Annotated in this window: 16 protein-coding genes; 8 read left to right on the top strand and 8 right to left on the bottom strand. The window is 26.0% G+C overall.

Annotated elements, in window-relative coordinates; translation table 11 throughout:
• The first annotated feature begins 167 nt into the window (after positions 1 to 167).
• The 5 genes from H0H53_RS00285 to H0H53_RS00265 all read left to right on the top strand — a co-directional run bounded on the left by H0H53_RS00285 (position 168) and on the right by H0H53_RS00265 (position 4,606).
• Positions 168 to 1,463 carry a M16 family metallopeptidase gene (locus H0H53_RS00285; RefSeq protein WP_185870552.1) on the top strand — a complete coding sequence of 432 codons (1,296 nt, stop codon included), beginning with the start codon at positions 168 to 170 and terminating at the stop codon, positions 1,461 to 1,463.
• A 43-nt stretch (positions 1,464 to 1,506) separates the two neighbouring features.
• Positions 1,507 to 2,904, top strand: a complete 1,398-nt coding sequence (locus H0H53_RS00280; RefSeq protein ID WP_185870551.1) for a M16 family metallopeptidase — start codon at positions 1,507 to 1,509, stop codon at positions 2,902 to 2,904.
• The gene (locus H0H53_RS00275; RefSeq protein WP_185870550.1) at positions 2,901 to 3,215 is read left to right on the top strand and encodes an iron-sulfur cluster assembly protein; all 315 of its coding nucleotides are present in this window, start codon (positions 2,901 to 2,903) and stop codon (positions 3,213 to 3,215) included. The genes H0H53_RS00280 and H0H53_RS00275 overlap by 4 nt, the downstream gene beginning before the upstream one ends.
• A gap of 66 nt (positions 3,216 to 3,281) precedes the next feature.
• Entirely contained in the window at positions 3,282 to 4,226 is a 945-nt protein-coding gene (locus H0H53_RS00270; protein ID WP_185870549.1) for an SPFH domain-containing protein, read from the top strand.
• A gap of 20 nt (positions 4,227 to 4,246) precedes the next feature.
• Complete coding sequence (locus tag H0H53_RS00265; RefSeq protein WP_185870548.1) at positions 4,247 to 4,606, top strand: DUF3127 domain-containing protein; 360 nt, start codon at positions 4,247 to 4,249, stop codon at positions 4,604 to 4,606.
• On the opposite strand, the gene H0H53_RS00260 is transcribed toward H0H53_RS00265, so the two are convergent.
• From H0H53_RS00260 to sucC, 4 genes are all read right to left on the bottom strand, one after another.
• The gene (locus tag H0H53_RS00260; RefSeq protein ID WP_185870547.1) at positions 4,603 to 5,265 is read right to left on the bottom strand and encodes an endonuclease III domain-containing protein; all 663 of its coding nucleotides are present in this window, start codon (positions 5,263 to 5,265) and stop codon (positions 4,603 to 4,605) included. The two genes, H0H53_RS00265 and H0H53_RS00260, sit on opposite strands and share 4 nt — an antisense overlap.
• A 4-nt stretch (positions 5,266 to 5,269) precedes the next feature.
• A complete protein-coding gene (locus H0H53_RS00255; RefSeq protein ID WP_185870546.1) occupies positions 5,270 to 7,456 on the bottom strand; it encodes an ATP-dependent Clp protease ATP-binding subunit in 2,187 nt (728 codons plus the stop codon).
• 92 nt (positions 7,457 to 7,548) lie between these two features.
• On the bottom strand, positions 7,549 to 9,003 hold the full coding sequence (locus H0H53_RS00250) for an AAA family ATPase (RefSeq protein ID WP_185870545.1): 1,455 nt from the start codon (positions 9,001 to 9,003) through the stop codon (positions 7,549 to 7,551).
• Positions 9,000 to 10,208: an ADP-forming succinate--CoA ligase subunit beta gene (sucC, locus tag H0H53_RS00245; RefSeq protein WP_185870544.1), complete on the bottom strand. Its 1,209-nt coding sequence runs from the start codon at positions 10,206 to 10,208 to the stop codon at positions 9,000 to 9,002. The genes H0H53_RS00250 and sucC overlap by 4 nt, the downstream gene beginning before the upstream one ends.
• Before the next feature lie 101 nt (positions 10,209 to 10,309).
• Between sucC and H0H53_RS00240 the strand changes: the two genes are divergently transcribed.
• From H0H53_RS00240 to H0H53_RS00230, 3 genes are read left to right on the top strand one after another with little or no spacing between them, the layout of a single operon-like run.
• On the top strand, positions 10,310 to 10,981 hold the full coding sequence (locus H0H53_RS00240; protein WP_185870543.1) for an ABC transporter ATP-binding protein: 672 nt from the start codon (positions 10,310 to 10,312) through the stop codon (positions 10,979 to 10,981).
• Positions 10,982 to 11,003: 22 nt separating this feature from the next.
• Positions 11,004 to 11,672: an alpha/beta hydrolase gene (locus H0H53_RS00235; protein ID WP_185870542.1), complete on the top strand. Its 669-nt coding sequence runs from the start codon at positions 11,004 to 11,006 to the stop codon at positions 11,670 to 11,672.
• A complete protein-coding gene (locus H0H53_RS00230) occupies positions 11,665 to 12,219 on the top strand; it encodes a hypothetical protein (RefSeq protein ID WP_185870541.1) in 555 nt (184 codons plus the stop codon). Before H0H53_RS00235 ends, H0H53_RS00230 begins: the two co-directional genes overlap by 8 nt.
• Here H0H53_RS00230 and H0H53_RS03045 read toward each other — a convergent pair.
• The 4 genes from H0H53_RS03045 to H0H53_RS00215 form a co-directional block, all read right to left on the bottom strand.
• Positions 12,204 to 12,668 carry a hypothetical protein gene (locus tag H0H53_RS03045; protein WP_238784273.1) on the bottom strand — a complete coding sequence of 155 codons (465 nt, stop codon included), beginning with the start codon at positions 12,666 to 12,668 and terminating at the stop codon, positions 12,204 to 12,206. The genes H0H53_RS00230 and H0H53_RS03045 overlap by 16 nt on opposite strands.
• Positions 12,669 to 13,041: 373 nt before the next feature.
• Entirely contained in the window at positions 13,042 to 13,422 is a 381-nt protein-coding gene (locus H0H53_RS03040) for a hypothetical protein (RefSeq protein ID WP_238784272.1), read from the bottom strand.
• A gap of 14 nt (positions 13,423 to 13,436) precedes the next feature.
• On the bottom strand, positions 13,437 to 14,717 hold the full coding sequence (gene odhB, locus H0H53_RS00220; protein WP_185870540.1) for a 2-oxoglutarate dehydrogenase complex dihydrolipoyllysine-residue succinyltransferase: 1,281 nt from the start codon (positions 14,715 to 14,717) through the stop codon (positions 13,437 to 13,439).
• A 13-nt stretch (positions 14,718 to 14,730) separates the two neighbouring features.
• Positions 14,731 to 17,514, bottom strand: coding sequence for a 2-oxoglutarate dehydrogenase E1 component (locus H0H53_RS00215; protein WP_185870539.1), 2,784 nt, complete (start codon positions 17,512 to 17,514; stop codon positions 14,731 to 14,733).
• Positions 17,515 to 17,591 lie beyond the last annotated feature (77 nt).

Below are 17,591 nucleotides of genomic sequence, written 5' to 3'. Positions count from 1 at the left end.
AATTTTTTTACGAAACAAAAATAAAATAAAAAAATCCCATTTTTCGGATAAAAAAATTCGTCATTTTCTTTTTCTAATCTTTAACTTTGTTGTTTTATTTTTTAAAATTGCATTCATGCATGAATAGAAATAGAATTTATTTCTTAATAACAATCATAACAATAATAATGTTAAATTCTAATCATTTAAAAGCCAATCCAACAACTAAAGTTAGATTTTTTGAAGAAACACTATCAAATGGATTACATGTTATTTTACATCAAGATAACACGAATCCTTTAGTTTCTGTTTCTGTTTTATATCATGTAGGAACAAAAAATGAATCTCCCGGAAAATCCGGATTTGCTCATTTTTTTGAACATCTTATGTTTGAAGGATCTAAAAATGTTAAAAAAGGAGAATTTTTTAAGTATATAGCATCTAATGGAGGAAAAAATAATGCTTATACAAATTATGATGAAACTTGTTATTATGAAATTTTACCATCTGATCGTCTTCCTTTAGCATTATGGTTGGAGTCTGAAAGAATGTTTCATGCAAAAGTAGATCAAGAAAGTATTAACATTCAAAGAGAAGTCGTCAAAGAAGAAAGAAAAATGCGAATAGAAAATCAACCATTTGCAATAGCAATTTCAGAAATTATTCCTTCTTTGTTATTTAAGAAACATCCTTATCAATATCCAATTATTGGTTTTGAAAAAGATTTAAATGCATCTACAAAAGAAGATTACAATAAATTTTATGAAACCTATTATGTTCCAAATAATGCAATTTTGGTGGTAGCAGGAGATTTTGATATGAATGAAGCAAGAAATCTGATAAATCAATATTTTTCTTCTATCCCAAAAGGAAAAATAAACTTTCATATGAAGAGAATAGAAGAGGATCCCATCAATCAAGAAATATTTTCTACATATGTAGATAAGAATACTAAAGTTCCAGGAATTTTTTTATCATATAGAGTTCCAAAAATCATAGAGAAAGATTCTTATGTATTAAAAATTATAGATCATGTTCTTTCTTCAGGAGAAAGTTCTCGTATAATGAAGAATGTGGTAAATCAAAAGCAAATGGCTTCTTATGCAGGATCTTTTTTAGATTCTATGGAAGATTATGGAACTTTTACTATATATGGGGTCATAAATCCTGGTGTCACTTTAGATCAATTAACTAAAGTTATAGATGAAGAAATTGAAATTTTAAAAGAAAAAGGGATCACTCAGTATGAACTTGAAAAACAAAGAAATTATTTTTCTAAAAAATTTCTTTTTAAAAATTATTCTATGAGTGGAATAGCAGACAATTTAGCTCATTATTCTTTATACTATAAAAATACAGATTTAATCAATACAGATATTGAAAAATATCTTGAAATATCTGTAGAAGATATTAAAAGAGTTGCTAATAAATATTTAAATAAAAATTGTAGAGTCCGTTTATATAATGTTCCATCTAATAATTAAATTTTTAAAGAATATTATTATTATTCTTATAATTTTTAGTAATATGTTTGCTCAAACAGTTGACCGTAGTATTCCCCCAAAATCTTTAAAAAAAAAGATTACCATTAATCTTGAAAAACCCAAATTATTTCAAATGAAAAATGGGTTAAAAGTTTTAATTGTAGAAAATCATAAGCTTCCTTTAGTTAGAATTGGATTAGAGTTGGATTGTCCTCCTTTTTTAGAAAAGAATAAAGCTGGAATAAGAAAAATTTTTGGTCAAATGCTTCGTTCTGGAACGAAAAATTATTCTAAAGAGGAATTAGATGAATCTATAGATTATATTGGAACTACTTTATATACTTCTTTTTCAGGAATATCTATTTCTACTTTAAAAAAGCATTTAGATCAATCTATTGCTATTATGAGCGATATTGTAATGAATAGTAAATTTGAAAATTTCAAAGAATTAGAAAAAATAGTCAAACAAAGAATTATAGATATTAATCTTTCTGAAAAAGATCCAGATGCTATTTTACATAGAGTTAAAAATGTTTTATATTTCGGAATAAACCATCCTTATGGAGAATATGAAACATATAACACTATAAAAAATATTACTCTTAATGATTTGAAAAAATTGTATCATAAATATTACATTCCAAATATTTCCTATTTATCCTTTGTAGGGGATGTTTCTTTACAAGAAGCAAAAAGATTATGTAATCGTTATTTTTCTCAATGGAAGAGAAAAAAAATTCATTTTAATCAACCAAAAAAAAAGATAAGTCAAGTAAAAATTCCGTACAAAATAGAAATAGATATAGTAGATATTCCATCTCTTACTCAATCTACAATTTGTTTTGGAGGTCCCGTAAATTTTAAGAAAAGTGATTCACTATATTTTCCTTCTCTTTTAGCAAATGGAATTTTAGGAGTAGGCCCTCAAAGCCGTTTGTTTTTAAAAATTAGAGAAAAAAATGCTTACACATATGGGGTTTATTCTATTTTAAAATCAGATAAATATATAGGGTATTTTTCTATTTATACTCAGGTAAGAAATGAAGTTACTGAGAAAGCGATTCAAGATATTCTAAAAGAAATTAGAAATATCACGGAAAGAAAAGTTTCTTTGGAGGAACTGAACATTAAGAAAAAAGAAATTAGCGGTCAGTTTCTTCTTGATTTAGAAGATCCAAACAGAATTAGTGATCTTTTTATTAGTGAAATAAAAAATAATCTTCCAAGTGGTTTTTATAAAAATTATTTGAAGAGTATAAAATCTGTGACTATTTCTAATATTTCTCAATCCAGTAGAAAATTTATTCCTGTAAAAAATGTAAGGATTTTAGTCATTGGTAAAGCTAGTGAAGTGTATCCTATTCTAAAGAAATTAGGTTATCCTATTCGTTTTTTTGATAAATTTGGAAAAAAATTAAATAGTATAAATCATAAATTATGAATGAAGATTTTTCCTCATTGGAGGATCGTATTATTTCTGTATTAAAAAGTATATATGATCCTGAAATACCGGTAGATATTTATGAACTTGGGTTGATTTATGATATACAAGTTTCTCGTAAAAAAGAGGTGAAAATAATCATGACTCTTACAACTCCAAATTGTCCAGTTGCTGAGAGTTTACTTATAGAAGTAAAAGAAAGAGTTCAATCCATAGAAGGAATTTTAAATGTAGATCTTGTTTTAACGTTTGATCCTCCTTGGAGTAGAGAATTTATGAGTGAAGAGGCACGTTTAGAACTGGGAATGTGATTATTTTTATTATGACATGAAATGAAAATGAAATATATAATTCAATTAATATATAATAAATAATATATGAGTATTTTTAGTTTGTTATTTTATGGATTATTAGTTCTTTTGGTTCTATCTTTTTTTTCTAGTTTTATTTTTACAATCAATCAACAAACAGCTGCTATTATTGAGAGACTTGGAAAATTTTATAGTATTCGTCAAGCTGGATTACATTTTAAAATTCCTATCATAGATAACATCGTTGGAAAGATGACATTAAAAATTCAACAATTAGATATTTTGGTAGATACAAAAACCAAAGATAATGTTTTTGTAAAAGTAAAAATTTCGGTACAATTTCAAGTTATTAAAGATAAAGTTTATGAAGCTTTTTATAAGTTGGATAATTCTAATTCCCAAATTACTTCTTATATATTTGATGTTGTCAGAGCTGAGGTTCCAAAAATGCGTTTAGATGATGTTTTTGAAAGAAAAGATCATATAGCTCTTGCTGTCAAGAGAGAATTAGAAGGTTCAATGTTAGATTATGGATATTCTATTATTAAAGCATTAGTAACAGATCTTGATCCTGATGAACAAGTAAAACAAGCTATGAATCGTATTAATACGGCAGAAAGAGAAAAAGTTGCTGCAGAATATAAAGCTGAAGCTGAAAGAATTAAAATTGTAGCTAAAGCTAAAGCTGAAGCTGAAAGCAAGAAATTGCAGGGAAAAGGAACAGCGGATCAACGAAGAGAAATAGCCAAAGGAATTTTGGAATCTGTAGAAGTATTAAATAATCTTGGAATCAATTCACAAGAAGCTTCCGCTTTAATTGTAGTAACTCAACATTATGATACTCTTCAATCTATAGGAGACAAGACTAATACTAATTTAATTTTATTGCCTAATTCTCCAGGAGCTGCTAGTGAAATGTTAAATAATATGATTACATCATTTAATATATCCAGTAGGATTGGAGAATCTATAAATTTAAAAAAAAAGAATGATGCGAATAATCAAAAATAATCATAAAATTAAAAAATTACATGGAAATAATAGGAAGAGTTAAAAAATTATTTGATACCCAAAAATTTGGAAGTGGATTTAGAAAAAGAGAAATGGTTCTAACTACGGAAGAGCCATATCCTCAAAATATATTAATAGAATTCATTCAAGATAAAGTAGATCTATTAGGATCTATAAGACTAGAAGATAAAATAAAAGTTTTTATAAATATTCGTGGAAGAGAATGGACAAATCCAGAAGGGGTAATTAAGTATTTTAATTCTATACAAGGATGGAAAATAGAGGAAATTCATCAACATTCTTTAGGATCTACAAAAAAAACATCTTCTCCTATATCTCCATCTTTATCATCTGATGATTTTGATGATTTACCTTTTTAGTTTAAGTTTAGTTTTTTTTCTATATCAAGGTTTATCAATTTTTGATAAATGATATCTTTTTTTAGATTCCATTTCTGAGAAGGAGAATATTCTTTTCCATAAAAAATGATTTGAAGATGTAATTTTTTCCAATTATTCATTTTTTTGAACACTATTTTAGCATCTTTTTCCGTTTGTTTTATATTTTTACCACTACTTAATCCCCAACGGATCATCATTCTATAAATATGAGTATCTATAGGAAATACACGTTTTTTTGATACAAAAGATAAAAAAACAGAAGCCGTTTTATGACCTACTCCTGGAAAAGATTCTAATTCAGAAATATTTTTTGGTATAATACCATGATATTTTTCCATTAAAAGAATGGATAAATCATAAATATTTTTAGATTTTTTGTTATAAAGCCCAACATGTTTGATTGAATTTTTAATGTCATTAATAGAATGTTGAATTACCTCTTGAGGGGTTTTCATTTTTTTAAACAAATGTTTCGTTATTTTGTTGACTTCCTTTTCCTTACTTCTTGCAGTCAGGAGGATAGCTACAAGTAAAGTGAATTCATTAATGTAATATAATGAACTAACAGGATTAGGATAAAGAAAATCTAAAGTTTCTATAATAATTTTTATTTTTTTTTCAACGTGATTCTTGAACATTAAACTACAATTTTTTTTGAATCAAAACTTCTATATCATCTTTTTTATCATTCATTTTCAATATAATCTCATCTCCTTTTTTCAAAGTTTCACTAATAATACATTCTGATATAGGATTTTTTATAAATTTTTCTATGATTCTTTTTAAAGGCCTAGCTCCATATTCTTTATCAAATCCCTTTTTTTTAATAAAATCTTTTACTTCCTGAAGGAAAATTACTTTGTATCCTAAATTAGATATGTGAAGTTTTACTTTTTCTAATTCTATATGAGTAATCTTAGATATATCTTCTTTTTTAAGAGAATTAAAAATGATAATGTCATCTATTCTATTTAAAAACTCTGGAGAAAAAGTTCGTTTTAAAGCATGTTCTAAAATATTTTTTATATAATTATTCGATTTTCTTGCTTGAGTATCAAAACCGATTCCTTTTCCAAATTCTTTTAATTGTTGTGTTCCTGTATTTGAAGTACAAATGATGACAGTATTTTTAAAGTTTATTTTTCTTCCAAGGCTATCTGTTACACTTCCGTAATCAAGTATCTGCAATAAAATATTAAAAACTTCATGGTGTGCTTTTTCAATTTCATCTAATAATATGACAGAATAAGGTTTACGACGTATAATTTCTGTCAATTGTCCTCCTTCTTCGTATCCTACATATCCAGGTGGAGCTCCTATTAATCTAGAAACAGAAAATTTTTCCATATATTCACTCATATCAATACGCACTAATGATTCTTCAGAATCAAATAGTTCTTTAGCAAATATTTTTGCCAAATAAGTTTTCCCTACTCCTGTTTGTCCTAAGAAAATAAAAGACCCTATAGGACTATTGGGATCTTTCAATCCGGTTCTATTTCTTTGAACTGCTTTTACAATTTTTTCTACGGCTTCATCTTGTCCTATAATTTTTTCTTTCAAAACATTTATCATTTTATTCAATTTTTTCATTTCCGCTTGAGCAATTCTATTCACAGGAATTCCACTCATCATAGAGATGACTTCTTCTACATTTTCTTCTGAAACAATTTCTTTATTTTGTTTGGAGGATTCTTCCCATGTTTTTTGAGCTTTTATTAATTGTTTTTCTATGCGTTTTTCTGTATCTCGTAATTTCGCAGCTTCTTCATATTTTTGACTTTTAACTACTTTAGATTTTTCTTCACGAATATTTTCCAATTCTTTTTCTAAAAAAATGACTTCTTTCGGAACTTTAATATTTTTAATATGCACACGAGATCCAGATTCATCTAATGCATCAATAGCTTTGTCTGGTAAATAACGATCCGTAATATATCGTGCAGTGAGATTCACACATGCTTTTATTGCTTCTTCTGTATAAATCACATTATGGTGACTTTCATATTTTCCTTTTATTTTTTTTAATATTTCAATAGTTTCTTTTTCTGAAGAAGGTTGCACTATGATTTTTTGAAATCTACGTTCTAATGCTCCATCTTTTTCAATATATTGTCTGTATTCATTTAATGTAGTGGCACCAATACATTGAATATCTCCTCTAGCTAAAGCAGGTTTAAATATGTTGGAAGCATCTAACGAACCTGTAGTCCCACCTGCTCCAATCATAGTATGAATTTCATCTATGAAAAGAATTAAATCTGAATTTTTTTCTGATTCATTTATAATTGCTTTTATTCTTTCTTCAAATTGCCCCCTATATTTAGTTCCAGCTACTAAACTTGCTAAATCTAATACGACTACTCTTTTATTATATAAAACTCTAGAAACTTTTTTTTGTACAATACGCAAAGCTAATCCCTCAGCAATAGCTGATTTTCCTACTCCAGGTTCTCCTATGAGGAGTGGATTATTCTTTTTTCTTCTACTTAATATTTGAGAGACACGTTCAACTTCTTTATCTCTACCAACTACAGGGTCTAATTTTCCTTCAATGGCTATAGCATTTAGATCTCTTCCAAAATTATCCAATACAGGTGTTTTACTTCTTATTGAAGTTCCTCCATATCCTGTACTACTACTACTACTACTACTCCTCCTACCCCCACTACTACTCCCTCCAGATTCATAGGAGGAAGTGGAACTATCATTTTCAATTTCTTCATCTGAATAAGAAGCGAAATACAAATTTCTTTTCCTATTGTTGAAAATAACAAATATTTGTTGTTTTTCATTTTTTAAAAAAAAGGATGAAAAATAATGAATCATAAATTCAAATCATTAATTGATAGAAAAAGATAAATGATATCTTTTATTTCTACAAATGAAATAAATCAATTATTTATTGATCAAACATCATCTTATGATGATGAAACCTTTAAATTTAATCGTTTAATTAATTTTTCTACACACTTGTTTTTTTTTGATAGAAAATCGTATTGTTCTTTTGAATTTTCTGATTCTTGGATCATTATTTTAAATTCTAAATATGGATTGTTAAATTTTTTTCTAAAATATCTAACAAAAGATGTTTGTATTAAAAGAAACTCACGAGTCGTTCCTAATTTGGAAGGAATCATCAGAAATATCCTCTTTTTAGAAGATGATATGTGAAATTGTGTTTTATTTGTCAATGAATTTAAATAAGTGGGATTAATTTTATCAGAAAATCTCTGTATAAAATTTTTCCAACTTTCTTGCAAGTATTGAATTTTTTTATTTTTTAATTTTTCACAAAAAAAAATTTTCTTCAAATTAATAGAATAATTTGATAATTGCATTAGATATATTTCTATTATTAATCTTGGATTTTTACTAAATATTAATTTGTTTTCCATTCTACAACCAATCATTAAAGCTTTCATTAAAAAAAAATAAGATATTTTTTCTGATTGTTGTATGTAAGATTGTATAATTGTTTGATTTTTTAATTTTAAAAGTAGTCTTGTTTCAGGATATTTAGATAATAACAAACCTCTAAGATGTTTGAGAAATCCATTTATAAAATGAATATAATGAATTTTATTTTTTAATATTTTATCTAATAAAATTAATACTTTATAAAAAGATTTTTCTTCTAAAAGAGAATCAATGATTTGAAAATAATAATTAGGATTCAAAATTCCAAGTTTTTCCATCACAAATTCCTTAGATATTTTTTTTTCTTCATGAATAGTTAATTTATCAAAAGTGTAAATGGCATCACTTAATGATCCATTGACATATTGAGAAATCACAAATAAAGCTTCATTTTCTATTTCTATATCTTCTTTTTCAGCTATCATTTTCAAATACAAATAAATGTTTTTTAAAGAAATAGATTTAAACTCATAAACTTGACAACGTGAAATGATAGAATCTAGCATTTTATTTTTTTCTGTTTCGCAGAAAATAAATAATACATGTAAAGGTAGTTTTTCTAACAATTTAAAAAAAACGTTAAAAAATTTTTGTGTAAAAAAATGTATATTATTGATAATAAATATTTTATATTTTCCTTTTTTTGGATAAAAACGAATTTGATGGATTATTTCATTAATATCTTCTACTGAATGTTTCAAAAAACCATTTATTTCAAATAAATTCAAGGATTGGTCTTCTCCTTCTGAAAAAAAATTTAATTCTTGAGACAAAAGACGCGCACATGTATTTTTTCCAACTCCTTTTGGACCAAGAAATAACAAAATTTGAGATAAACGATTTTTTATGATTGCTTTTCTTAAAGAAATTGTTATTTCTTTTTGTCCAATAACATCGTTCCATTTTAGGGGTCTATACTTTTTAGACAATACAATGGAAGAAAACATTTTTTTCATATTTTCTTTAAAATTTCTTTAATTTTACCCTCTGCTTTTTCTAAAGTATCAACGTAATAAATAGGTAATTTACTGGTTTTAATAATTTTTTTTGCCAAAATTTCATTTGTTCCTTGTAAACGAATAACCACTGGTATTTTTTTTTTGATATCAATATCATCGTCTGTATGATATGAATTCATAATCCCCTCTGCTACTGTATCACAACGAACAATTCCCCCAAAAATATTTATTAATATTGCTTTGACAGATTTATCATTTAAAATGATACGAAAAGCTTTTTCTACACGATTTTTATCAGCATCTCCACCTATATCTAGAAAATTTGCTGGATTTCCTCCACAACATTGAATCATATCCATAGTTGCCATAGCTAATCCAGCTCCATTAACCATACAACCAATATTTCCTTTCAATTTTAAAAAATTCAGTTTAGCTTCGAAAGCTTTTATTTCAATGGGATCTTCTTTTTTTTGATCACGCATTTCATCATAATATTTTTTATGACGAAATAAAGCGTTATCATCTAATACAATTTTTGTATCTACCGCTATAATTTGATTATCAAAAGTTTTAATTAAAGGATTGATTTCTAAAAGTAAGGCATCACAATCTAAATAAGCTTTGTAAAGAGAAATTACAAAATTTCTGAAATTATTCAAATCTGAAATTTTTATAATCTCTAAAAGAAAACCAATTCTTCTAATCTGAAAAAACTGTATTCCTAATCCTGGATCTATTTCTTCTGTGTATATTTTATCTGGATGGTTTCTAGACACCTCTTCTATATCCATTCCTCCTTTTTTAGAAAAAACAATCATATTCTTTTCTATATCACGATTCAGAAATATTGATATGTAATATTCCTGAGGAGAAATATAAGAATATACATCTTCAGATATGAGAACTTGACGAACCAATTTTCCTTTTTTTGAAGTTTGTGGAGTAATCAAATATTTTCCTAAAATATTTTTTGATTTTTCATAGACTTCTTCTAAAGATTTTGCTATTTGTATGCCCCCACTTTTTCCACGTCCTCCTGCATGGATCTGAGCTTTAATAATTAAAGATTTTTTTTTTGTTTTTTTTAATATTTTTTTTGCTGCTTTTACAGATTCTTCTGGAGTAGAAGCAACAATTCCGTTAGGGACCTTAATAGAAAAAGAATTTAATATTTCCCTTCCCTGAAATTCATATAAATTCATTTAGAATAGTTTTTATGTGAAAAAGTAAATTTAAATTAAAATTCGTTTATTTTTGAAACGTTTTTTTTGTTTGTGAATTCATAACAAAAATTTTGAAAATTATGGTTCAAGCTGAAAATATATACAAATCATTTGGAAAATACGAAATCTTGAAAGGTGTAAATTTAAGAGTAAAAAAAGGAAGTATAGTATGTATATTAGGAGAATCTGGATCTGGAAAAAGTACATTACTACATATATTAGGGACATTAGATAAACCTACTTTCAAGAAAAATAAAAAAACTATTTTAAAAATAAATGGAGAAGATGTGTTCTCTATTTCTGATAAAAAACTTTCCACAATTAGAAATGAAGAAATAGGTTTTGTCTTTCAAACTCATCAGCTTCTTCCTGAATTCACAGCATTAGAAAATGTTTGTTTACCTGGATTTATAAATAAGAAAATAAATGATAAATATCATGTGAAAAAAAGAGCAAAAAAACTATTGAATCAATTGAATCTTTCTGAATATGAAAATTCAAAACCTGAAGAACTATCTGGAGGACAAAAACAAAGATTATCAGTAGCAAGAGCTTTAATTAATAATCCTAAAGTGATTTTTGCGGATGAACCTTCTGGAAATTTAGATGCGAAAAACGCTGAAAAGTTACATCTTATTTTTTTTTATCTTAGAAAAAAATTTAAACAAACATTTTTGATAGTTACTCATAATATCCAATTAGCAGATATGGCTGATCAAAAACTAAAAATAGAAAAAGGAATAATAACTTAAGTAAGTAAAAATAACAAAAAAAATGCTTTTAAATAATCAACTTTCTATTAAACACATTATAAAAAAACCAGTTGATGAAAATTTTCCTCCTCTTTTTTTGATGATTCACGGATATGGAAGCAATGAAAATGATCTTTTTTCTTTTAAAAGAGATATTCCAGAAAATTTTTTTATAATCAGCATTCAAGGAATTTATTCAATTGGATATAATAAATATTCATGGTACGATATTGATTTTTCTAATCAAGAAAAATTCATAAATAACATTTCACAAGCTAAAAAAACAATAGAAAAAATATCATATTTTATAGATGAAGCGATAGAAAAATATCAATTAAACAGGACAAAAGTATGGTTATGTGGATTTAGTCAGGGGGCAATTTTAAGCTATGCTATAGCTTTAAAAAAACCAGATAAAGTAAAAAAAGTCATTGCATTAAGTGGGTATTTAGAAGAGTGTTTTTTACAAAAAAAAAAAATAAATTCTACTTTTTATTCAGATTTAGAAGTTTTTATATCTCATGGGAAATATGATCCTATTATTCCTATCAATTGGTCAAAAAAAGGATTAGATTTTTTGAAAAATCAAAAAATTCTTTCTTTACATTACAAAGAATACGATTCTGGACATACTTTATGCAATTCTAACTATCAAGATCTCATTAATTGGATAATAAAAAACAATGAATAAACATACAAAAATAGTCCTATTTTTAATTATTTTCATCGGATCTATTTATTTTTTTTTTCAGAAAAATTATTTATGGGGGACAATTCTCATCTCATTAAGTTTTATTCCCATTTTTCTCATTTTCAGAAATGAATTTTTGTTATTAGCTTTTTTGAAAATACGAAAAAAAGATATGAAAGGGTTAAAGAAGTATTTGGGATATGTGAAAAATCCAAAATTACAACTTACCAAAAATCAAATCGCCTACTATTATTTTCTAAATGGAATTTTCTATTCAGAATCAGATATTCGTCAATCAGAAACCTATATGCAAAAAGCTTTAGATTTTGGATTAAAATTTAAACAAAACATAGCGATTGCTAAATTAAATTTAGCAATCGCTTCCTTGTCAAAAGGAGATAAAAAAAGAGCTGAATTATTGTTGTTAGAAGCAAAAAAAACGGATATAACAGGGTTATTACATGATCATATTCAAATAATCAAAGTCCAAATGAAAAAAATGAATCTGAGTAACAAAAATAGACAAAATCCTTATTTGAGAAAATAATTACAAAACAAAAGACGAATAATCCATAATCCTTTATTTTGATATCCTCCTTTCTTAGAAATTTTTTTATAGTGATACTTACTAACTATTCCCGTAAATTCTTCTTTTTCTATAGTTTTGAAAAGGTTTCTATCTGTTGTAGTAGTTAATCTACATAATAGATCATAAGTTAAATCAAAACCTAATAATTTGTATTTATTTAAATTTTTTCCAAATTTTTTTCTTATAATAGAAAATATTTTTCTTTTTTTTTTGTTAAAATGATGTTTTGTTGTAAATACAAATCTATATTTCTTTAATATAGGAATATTTTGATAATAAATATCATTATATCCTATTCCAAAAGGTTTTATTTGTTTTGTAGAAAAATGTTTAATAAAATCAAAAAATTGTTTTCCAATATATGCATCTCCTCCTAAAAGAACAGAAAAAAAAGGATACTTTTTCACATTCGCAGAAATTGGAAAAGTATGATAGAAAAAAATAGTTTGAAAATGTGGATCCCATTGTAGTAATTTGTATTTGATATAATCGGCTATTTTTTCAGATCTATTTGTTGTACCTAATAAATATAAAGTTTTAATCTTTTCTTTTTTAGAAAGAAATTTAATTTCTTCTAAAATGGGATCTACAAGATCAATGTCTTTGACTTCAGATTGAATAATATTAGGATAATCATTTAATGAATCAGAAGATACAAATGGAATGGAGAAATGATGGGAATTTTTTTATTTTTTTTAGAAACTTCTTCTAAGGAAGAACGAAAAAAAGGTCCTATAATAACATGAGTATTAGAAAAATTGTATGTTTCTAAAAATTTGATTATTCTATTTTTTTCATTTTTTGTATCAAAAACTTGATTTTTTGTTTTTTTGACAAAAAAAAATCACTTGCATATTTAGAGCCAAGATAGAAGGATAAAGCACGTTCACTCAATAATTCATGATTTTTATTAGTAGAATCCATTATTAATAAAGGCAACATAAACATTATGTTAATTGTCTTCGTAATGTTATTATTTTTCACATTACTATTCCTACTTCTATTTTTCTTAATTGTTGTTGTATCAGAAAAAACAACATTACGATCAAAAAATAAACCTAATTTGGATTCAATAACATGGATAGGGATTTTTTTTTCATAAAAAAATAAAAGGATTAAATAATGAAAAAAAGAAATAAAAATAAGAAAATAATTAATCATTTTTTTAAGTCATATCATAATTCTAATATTTTATGAATATATTTTTCATTTCCCTCCATTAAAAATTTGATTGGATTTTCTATCGCTTCTTTTACAGAAACTAAAAATCCAACAGATTCTTTTCCATCAATAATTCTATGATCATAAGATAGCGCTAAATACATTATAGGACGTATTTCAATTAATCCATTAATGACGACAGGTCTATCCATGACTTTATGCATTCCTAAAATAGCACTTTGAGGTGGATTAATAATTGGAGTAGAAAGCATAGATCCAAATATTCCCCCATTGGTTATGGTAAACGTCCCTCCTGTCATTTCATCTATAGAAATTGTTCCGTTACGAACACGTTCAGACAATCTGTTAATTTCCTGTTCTATTCCTCTAAATGATAAATTTTCTGCATTTCTTATTACAGGAACCATTAATCCTTTTGGTCCAGATATAGCAATACTGATATCACAATATTCAAAATTAATTTTTTCTTCTCCACTAATCATTGCATTTACATCTGGATATAGATATAATGCTCTAACACATGATTTAGTAAAAAAAGACATGAATCCTAAATTCACTCCATGTTTTTCTTTAAAAATATTTTTATATTTTTTTCTTATCAAAAAAATTTCCTGCATATCCACTTCATTAAATGTAGTCAATAATGCTGTCCTATTTTTAACAGATACTAATCTTTCAGAGAGTTTTCTTCTGAGAGAAGAAAGAGGAGTTTTCGTATAGTATCTAGACATTATCGTTGTAGTTGGTCTTCTCACTACAGCAGCAGACGCAGGAAAATGACTCTCCTCATTATTATTATCATTATTAGTAGGAGTAGTAGCAGAAGAATCTTCTTCTCCTCCTCCTAGGAGGAGACAATCTCCTTTTGTAATTCTTCCATGTTTTCCCGTTCCTTGAACAGATTCTATAGAAATATTCTTTTCTGTCAATATTTTTTTTGCAGATGGAGAAGGATATTTTTTAATGGTTTCATTCTCCATTTTATTATTTTTTTTTGTTTTTTCTCCATGAATCTTATTGGATTGGTTTTTTTTATCAGAAGTCTTCTCTATGAGACATAAAACATCGCCTACTTGTATTTTTTCTCCTTTTTTTTTCATTAAGGTTATGATTCCATTTTCTTCTGCAAAAATTTCCAAAGTAGCTTTGTCTGAATCTATTTCTGCTATTATCTGACCTTTAGAAATGTAATCTCCATTTTTAACAAGCCATGAGGAAATTTCTACCTCTGTAATTGACTCTCCTGGAGAAGGAACCTTCACCTTTATTATCATATAAAATTTTTTATTATTTAAAAGCTTTTTCTAATATCTTATTTTGAATTTTAAAAAAATATGAATAAGAACCTGTAGAAGGACTGGAGCTTTCAGATGGTGCAATTAAATGGAATGGGATGTTACTTCCTAATTTTCTTAAAATGAAACTCCATAATCCCATATTTTCTGGTTCTTCTTGTACCCAAAGAACACTTTTTTTGTTTTTGTATTTATGAAATAATTCTTTAATTTTTTCTTCTTTTAAAGGATAAATTTGTTCTATACGAATTAAAGCGGTTTTTTCATCTTTAATAGATTCTTTTTTGTTTAATAATTCATAATATATTTTTCCAGAACAAAAAATTAATTTTGTAATTTTTTCAATATTTTCATTTGCATTAGGATCATCTAAAATTTCCTGGAATTTTCCTTCAGAAAGTTCTTCTATTTGTGAGAAACATTTTGGATGACGAAGTAAACTTTTTGGAGTGAAAACGATAAGTGGTTTCCTAAAATTTAATTTCATTTGTCTTCTCAAGAGATGATAAAAGTTGGATGGAGTAGTACAATTAACAACAAATAAATTATTATTAGCACAAAGTTGTAAATAACGTTCTACACGAGCAGAAGAATGTTCTGGGCCCTGTCCCTCATATCCATGGGGAAGCAATATGACAATTCCATTTCTCATTTTCCATTTTTTTTCTCCAGAAGAAATATATTGATCTATAATAATTTGTCCTCCATTTCCAAAATCCCCAAATTGAGCTTCCCATAAAGTTAAAATATAAGGAGAAAACAAAGCATATCCATAATCGAATCCCAAAACTCCATACTCTGAAAGTGGAGAATTATATACTTGTATTTTTCCTTGATCTGTTCGAATTTGATTCAAAAGAATAATTTCTTCTTCTTCTTCTGTTTTTACGATTGCATGACGTTGAGAAAATGTACCTCTTGCTACATCTTCTCCTGATAAACGAATATGAAATCCTTCATCTAAAAGTGTTCCATATGCTAATAGTTCCGCTATACTCCAGTCGACTAAATGATTTTTTACCAGATTCAATCTTTTTTGAAAAATAAATTTCGTTTTCCTAAAAAATTTCTTTTCAATAGGAAGAGTAAAAATTTTATTAGAAATTTCTATCAGTCTTTTAATTGGAAATTGAGTATTTGCTTTTTTAAAGATTTTTTTAGTATTATATGTGATAGGAAAATTATTCCATGCATCTTCTTCTAAAAAAGAATTCAGAACATTCCATTTTATAGTTTTAGCTTCATTGTATCCTATTTTCAGAATTTCTTCATACTCATTTTCCATTTTTTTGACATCATCTATATTAATGATCCCTTTTTTTTCTAATTTTTTTTTATACAAATTATAAGAACTAGGATGTTTAGAAATAGTTTTATATAAAGAAGGTTGAGTAAAACGAGGTTCATCTCCTTCATTATGTCCATATTTTCTATATCCAATTAAATCTATGAAAACATCTTCATGATAATGCATTCTAAAATCTGTTGCAAAATAAATAGCACGAATAACAGACTCTATATCATCTGCGTTAACATGTAACACTGGAGAAAGGACTATTTTTGCTAAATCTGTACAATAAATACTGGAACGACCTTCGGTATTATTTGTGGTAAATCCTATTTGATTATTAATGACAAGATGAATTGTTCCTCCAGTTTTATAACCTTTTAATCTGGATAATTGTAGAACTTCATATACAATTCCTTGACCTGATAATGCTGCATCTCCATGAATCAGAATAGGAATAATTTTTTCAGAATTGCTATTCTGATTGTAATTCATATCTATTTTTGCTCTTGTAATTCCTTCTACAATAGAATCTACAGATTCTAAATGAGATGGATTTGGAACCAAATTCATTTTAATAGGTCTACCTTGACTTGTTTTTCTAATTTTTGTAAATCCTAAATGATATTTAACATCTCCGGAAAATATTTCTTCTTTATATTCTTTTCCTTGAAATTCACTGAAAACATGAGAATAATTTTTCTGAAAAAAATTTGATAAAATATTTAACCGTCCTCTATGTGACATTCCTATTACAAAATCTTCTGTTAAATATTTATTGGAAGTGTATTCTATCATTTCTTCTAATGCCGGTAATATAGATTCATTTCCTTCTATAGAAAATCTTTTTTGACCTACGAATTGAGTATGAATAAAATTTTCAAACGCAACAGCTTCATTTAATTTTTTCAAAAAAAACTTTCTTTTTTCTGTAGAAAAGGAGAGTTTTTTTTGAAACCATTTTTCAATCCATTCTATTTTTTTAGGATCAGAAATATACATATATTCTATTCCTATTGAATTACAATAAATGTTTTTCAGAGAATGAACTATATTTCTTAATGAAGTTTTTCCCAAACCAATTAATTTTCCTGCTTCGAATGGAAGATCAAGTTCTTTTTCAGATAATCCAAAATTTTTTAAGTCCAAAGAAGGAAAATGTTTTCTTCTCTCCTTTATAGGATTTGTATTGGCAAAAAAATGACCTCTTGTTCTGTATGAATGAATCAAATTGTAAACTAAAAATTCTGTATATATGGAATGATTGGATTTTTCTATCAAAAATCCAACAGGATTCTTTTTTTTAGAAGTATGAGTTTTATTTATTTCTGTTTTTTTATGAAAATTTAGATAATTTTCTTCACAAAAATCAAATCCATGAAAGAAAGCACACCAACTCTGTTCTATAGAATTAGGATTATTTTTATATTTCTTATAAAGAAATTCTATATCATGGATATCGTTTAAAAAAGAATATCGATCATTCATACATAGTTTTTTACTAAAATTACTAAAAGATTTATCAAATTAGAAATCAAATCTATTTATTAATAATTTTAAGTTAT

This window comes from Blattabacterium cuenoti (assembly GCF_014251955.1).
Classification (GTDB): Bacteria; Bacteroidota; Bacteroidia; order Flavobacteriales; family Blattabacteriaceae; genus Blattabacterium; species Blattabacterium cuenoti_L.
The sequence above is the reverse complement of the archived record's forward strand: the minus strand, read 5'-3'. Positions and strand labels throughout refer to the sequence as shown.

Bases quoted from the DNA above. Each gene is read 5' to 3' on its own strand.
- H0H53_RS00280 (WP_185870551.1), top strand. From the start codon at position 1,507: ATGTTTGCTCAAACAGTTGACCGTAGTATTCCCCCAAAATCTTTAAAA.
- H0H53_RS03040 (WP_238784272.1), bottom strand. From the start codon at position 13,422: ATGATTAATTATTTTCTTATTTTTATTTCTTTTTTTCATTATTTAATC.
- H0H53_RS00230 (WP_185870541.1), top strand. From the start codon at position 11,665: ATGAATAAACATACAAAAATAGTCCTATTTTTAATTATTTTCATCGGA.
- H0H53_RS00250 (WP_185870545.1), bottom strand. From the start codon at position 9,003: ATGAAAAAAATGTTTTCTTCCATTGTATTGTCTAAAAAGTATAGACCC.
- H0H53_RS00255 (WP_185870546.1), bottom strand. From the start codon at position 7,456: ATGATTCATTATTTTTCATCCTTTTTTTTAAAAAATGAAAAACAACAA.
- H0H53_RS00285 (WP_185870552.1), top strand. From the start codon at position 168: ATGTTAAATTCTAATCATTTAAAAGCCAATCCAACAACTAAAGTTAGA.
- H0H53_RS00275 (WP_185870550.1), top strand. From the start codon at position 2,901: ATGAATGAAGATTTTTCCTCATTGGAGGATCGTATTATTTCTGTATTA.
- H0H53_RS00215 (WP_185870539.1), bottom strand. From the start codon at position 17,514: ATGAATGATCGATATTCTTTTTTAAACGATATCCATGATATAGAATTT.
- H0H53_RS00260 (WP_185870547.1), bottom strand. From the start codon at position 5,265: ATGTTCAAGAATCACGTTGAAAAAAAAATAAAAATTATTATAGAAACT.
- H0H53_RS00265 (WP_185870548.1), top strand. From the start codon at position 4,247: ATGGAAATAATAGGAAGAGTTAAAAAATTATTTGATACCCAAAAATTT.
- sucC (WP_185870544.1), bottom strand. From the start codon at position 10,208: ATGAATTTATATGAATTTCAGGGAAGGGAAATATTAAATTCTTTTTCT.
- odhB (WP_185870540.1), bottom strand. From the start codon at position 14,717: ATGATAATAAAGGTGAAGGTTCCTTCTCCAGGAGAGTCAATTACAGAG.
- H0H53_RS00270 (WP_185870549.1), top strand. From the start codon at position 3,282: ATGAGTATTTTTAGTTTGTTATTTTATGGATTATTAGTTCTTTTGGTT.
- H0H53_RS00240 (WP_185870543.1), top strand. From the start codon at position 10,310: ATGGTTCAAGCTGAAAATATATACAAATCATTTGGAAAATACGAAATC.
- H0H53_RS00235 (WP_185870542.1), top strand. From the start codon at position 11,004: ATGCTTTTAAATAATCAACTTTCTATTAAACACATTATAAAAAAACCA.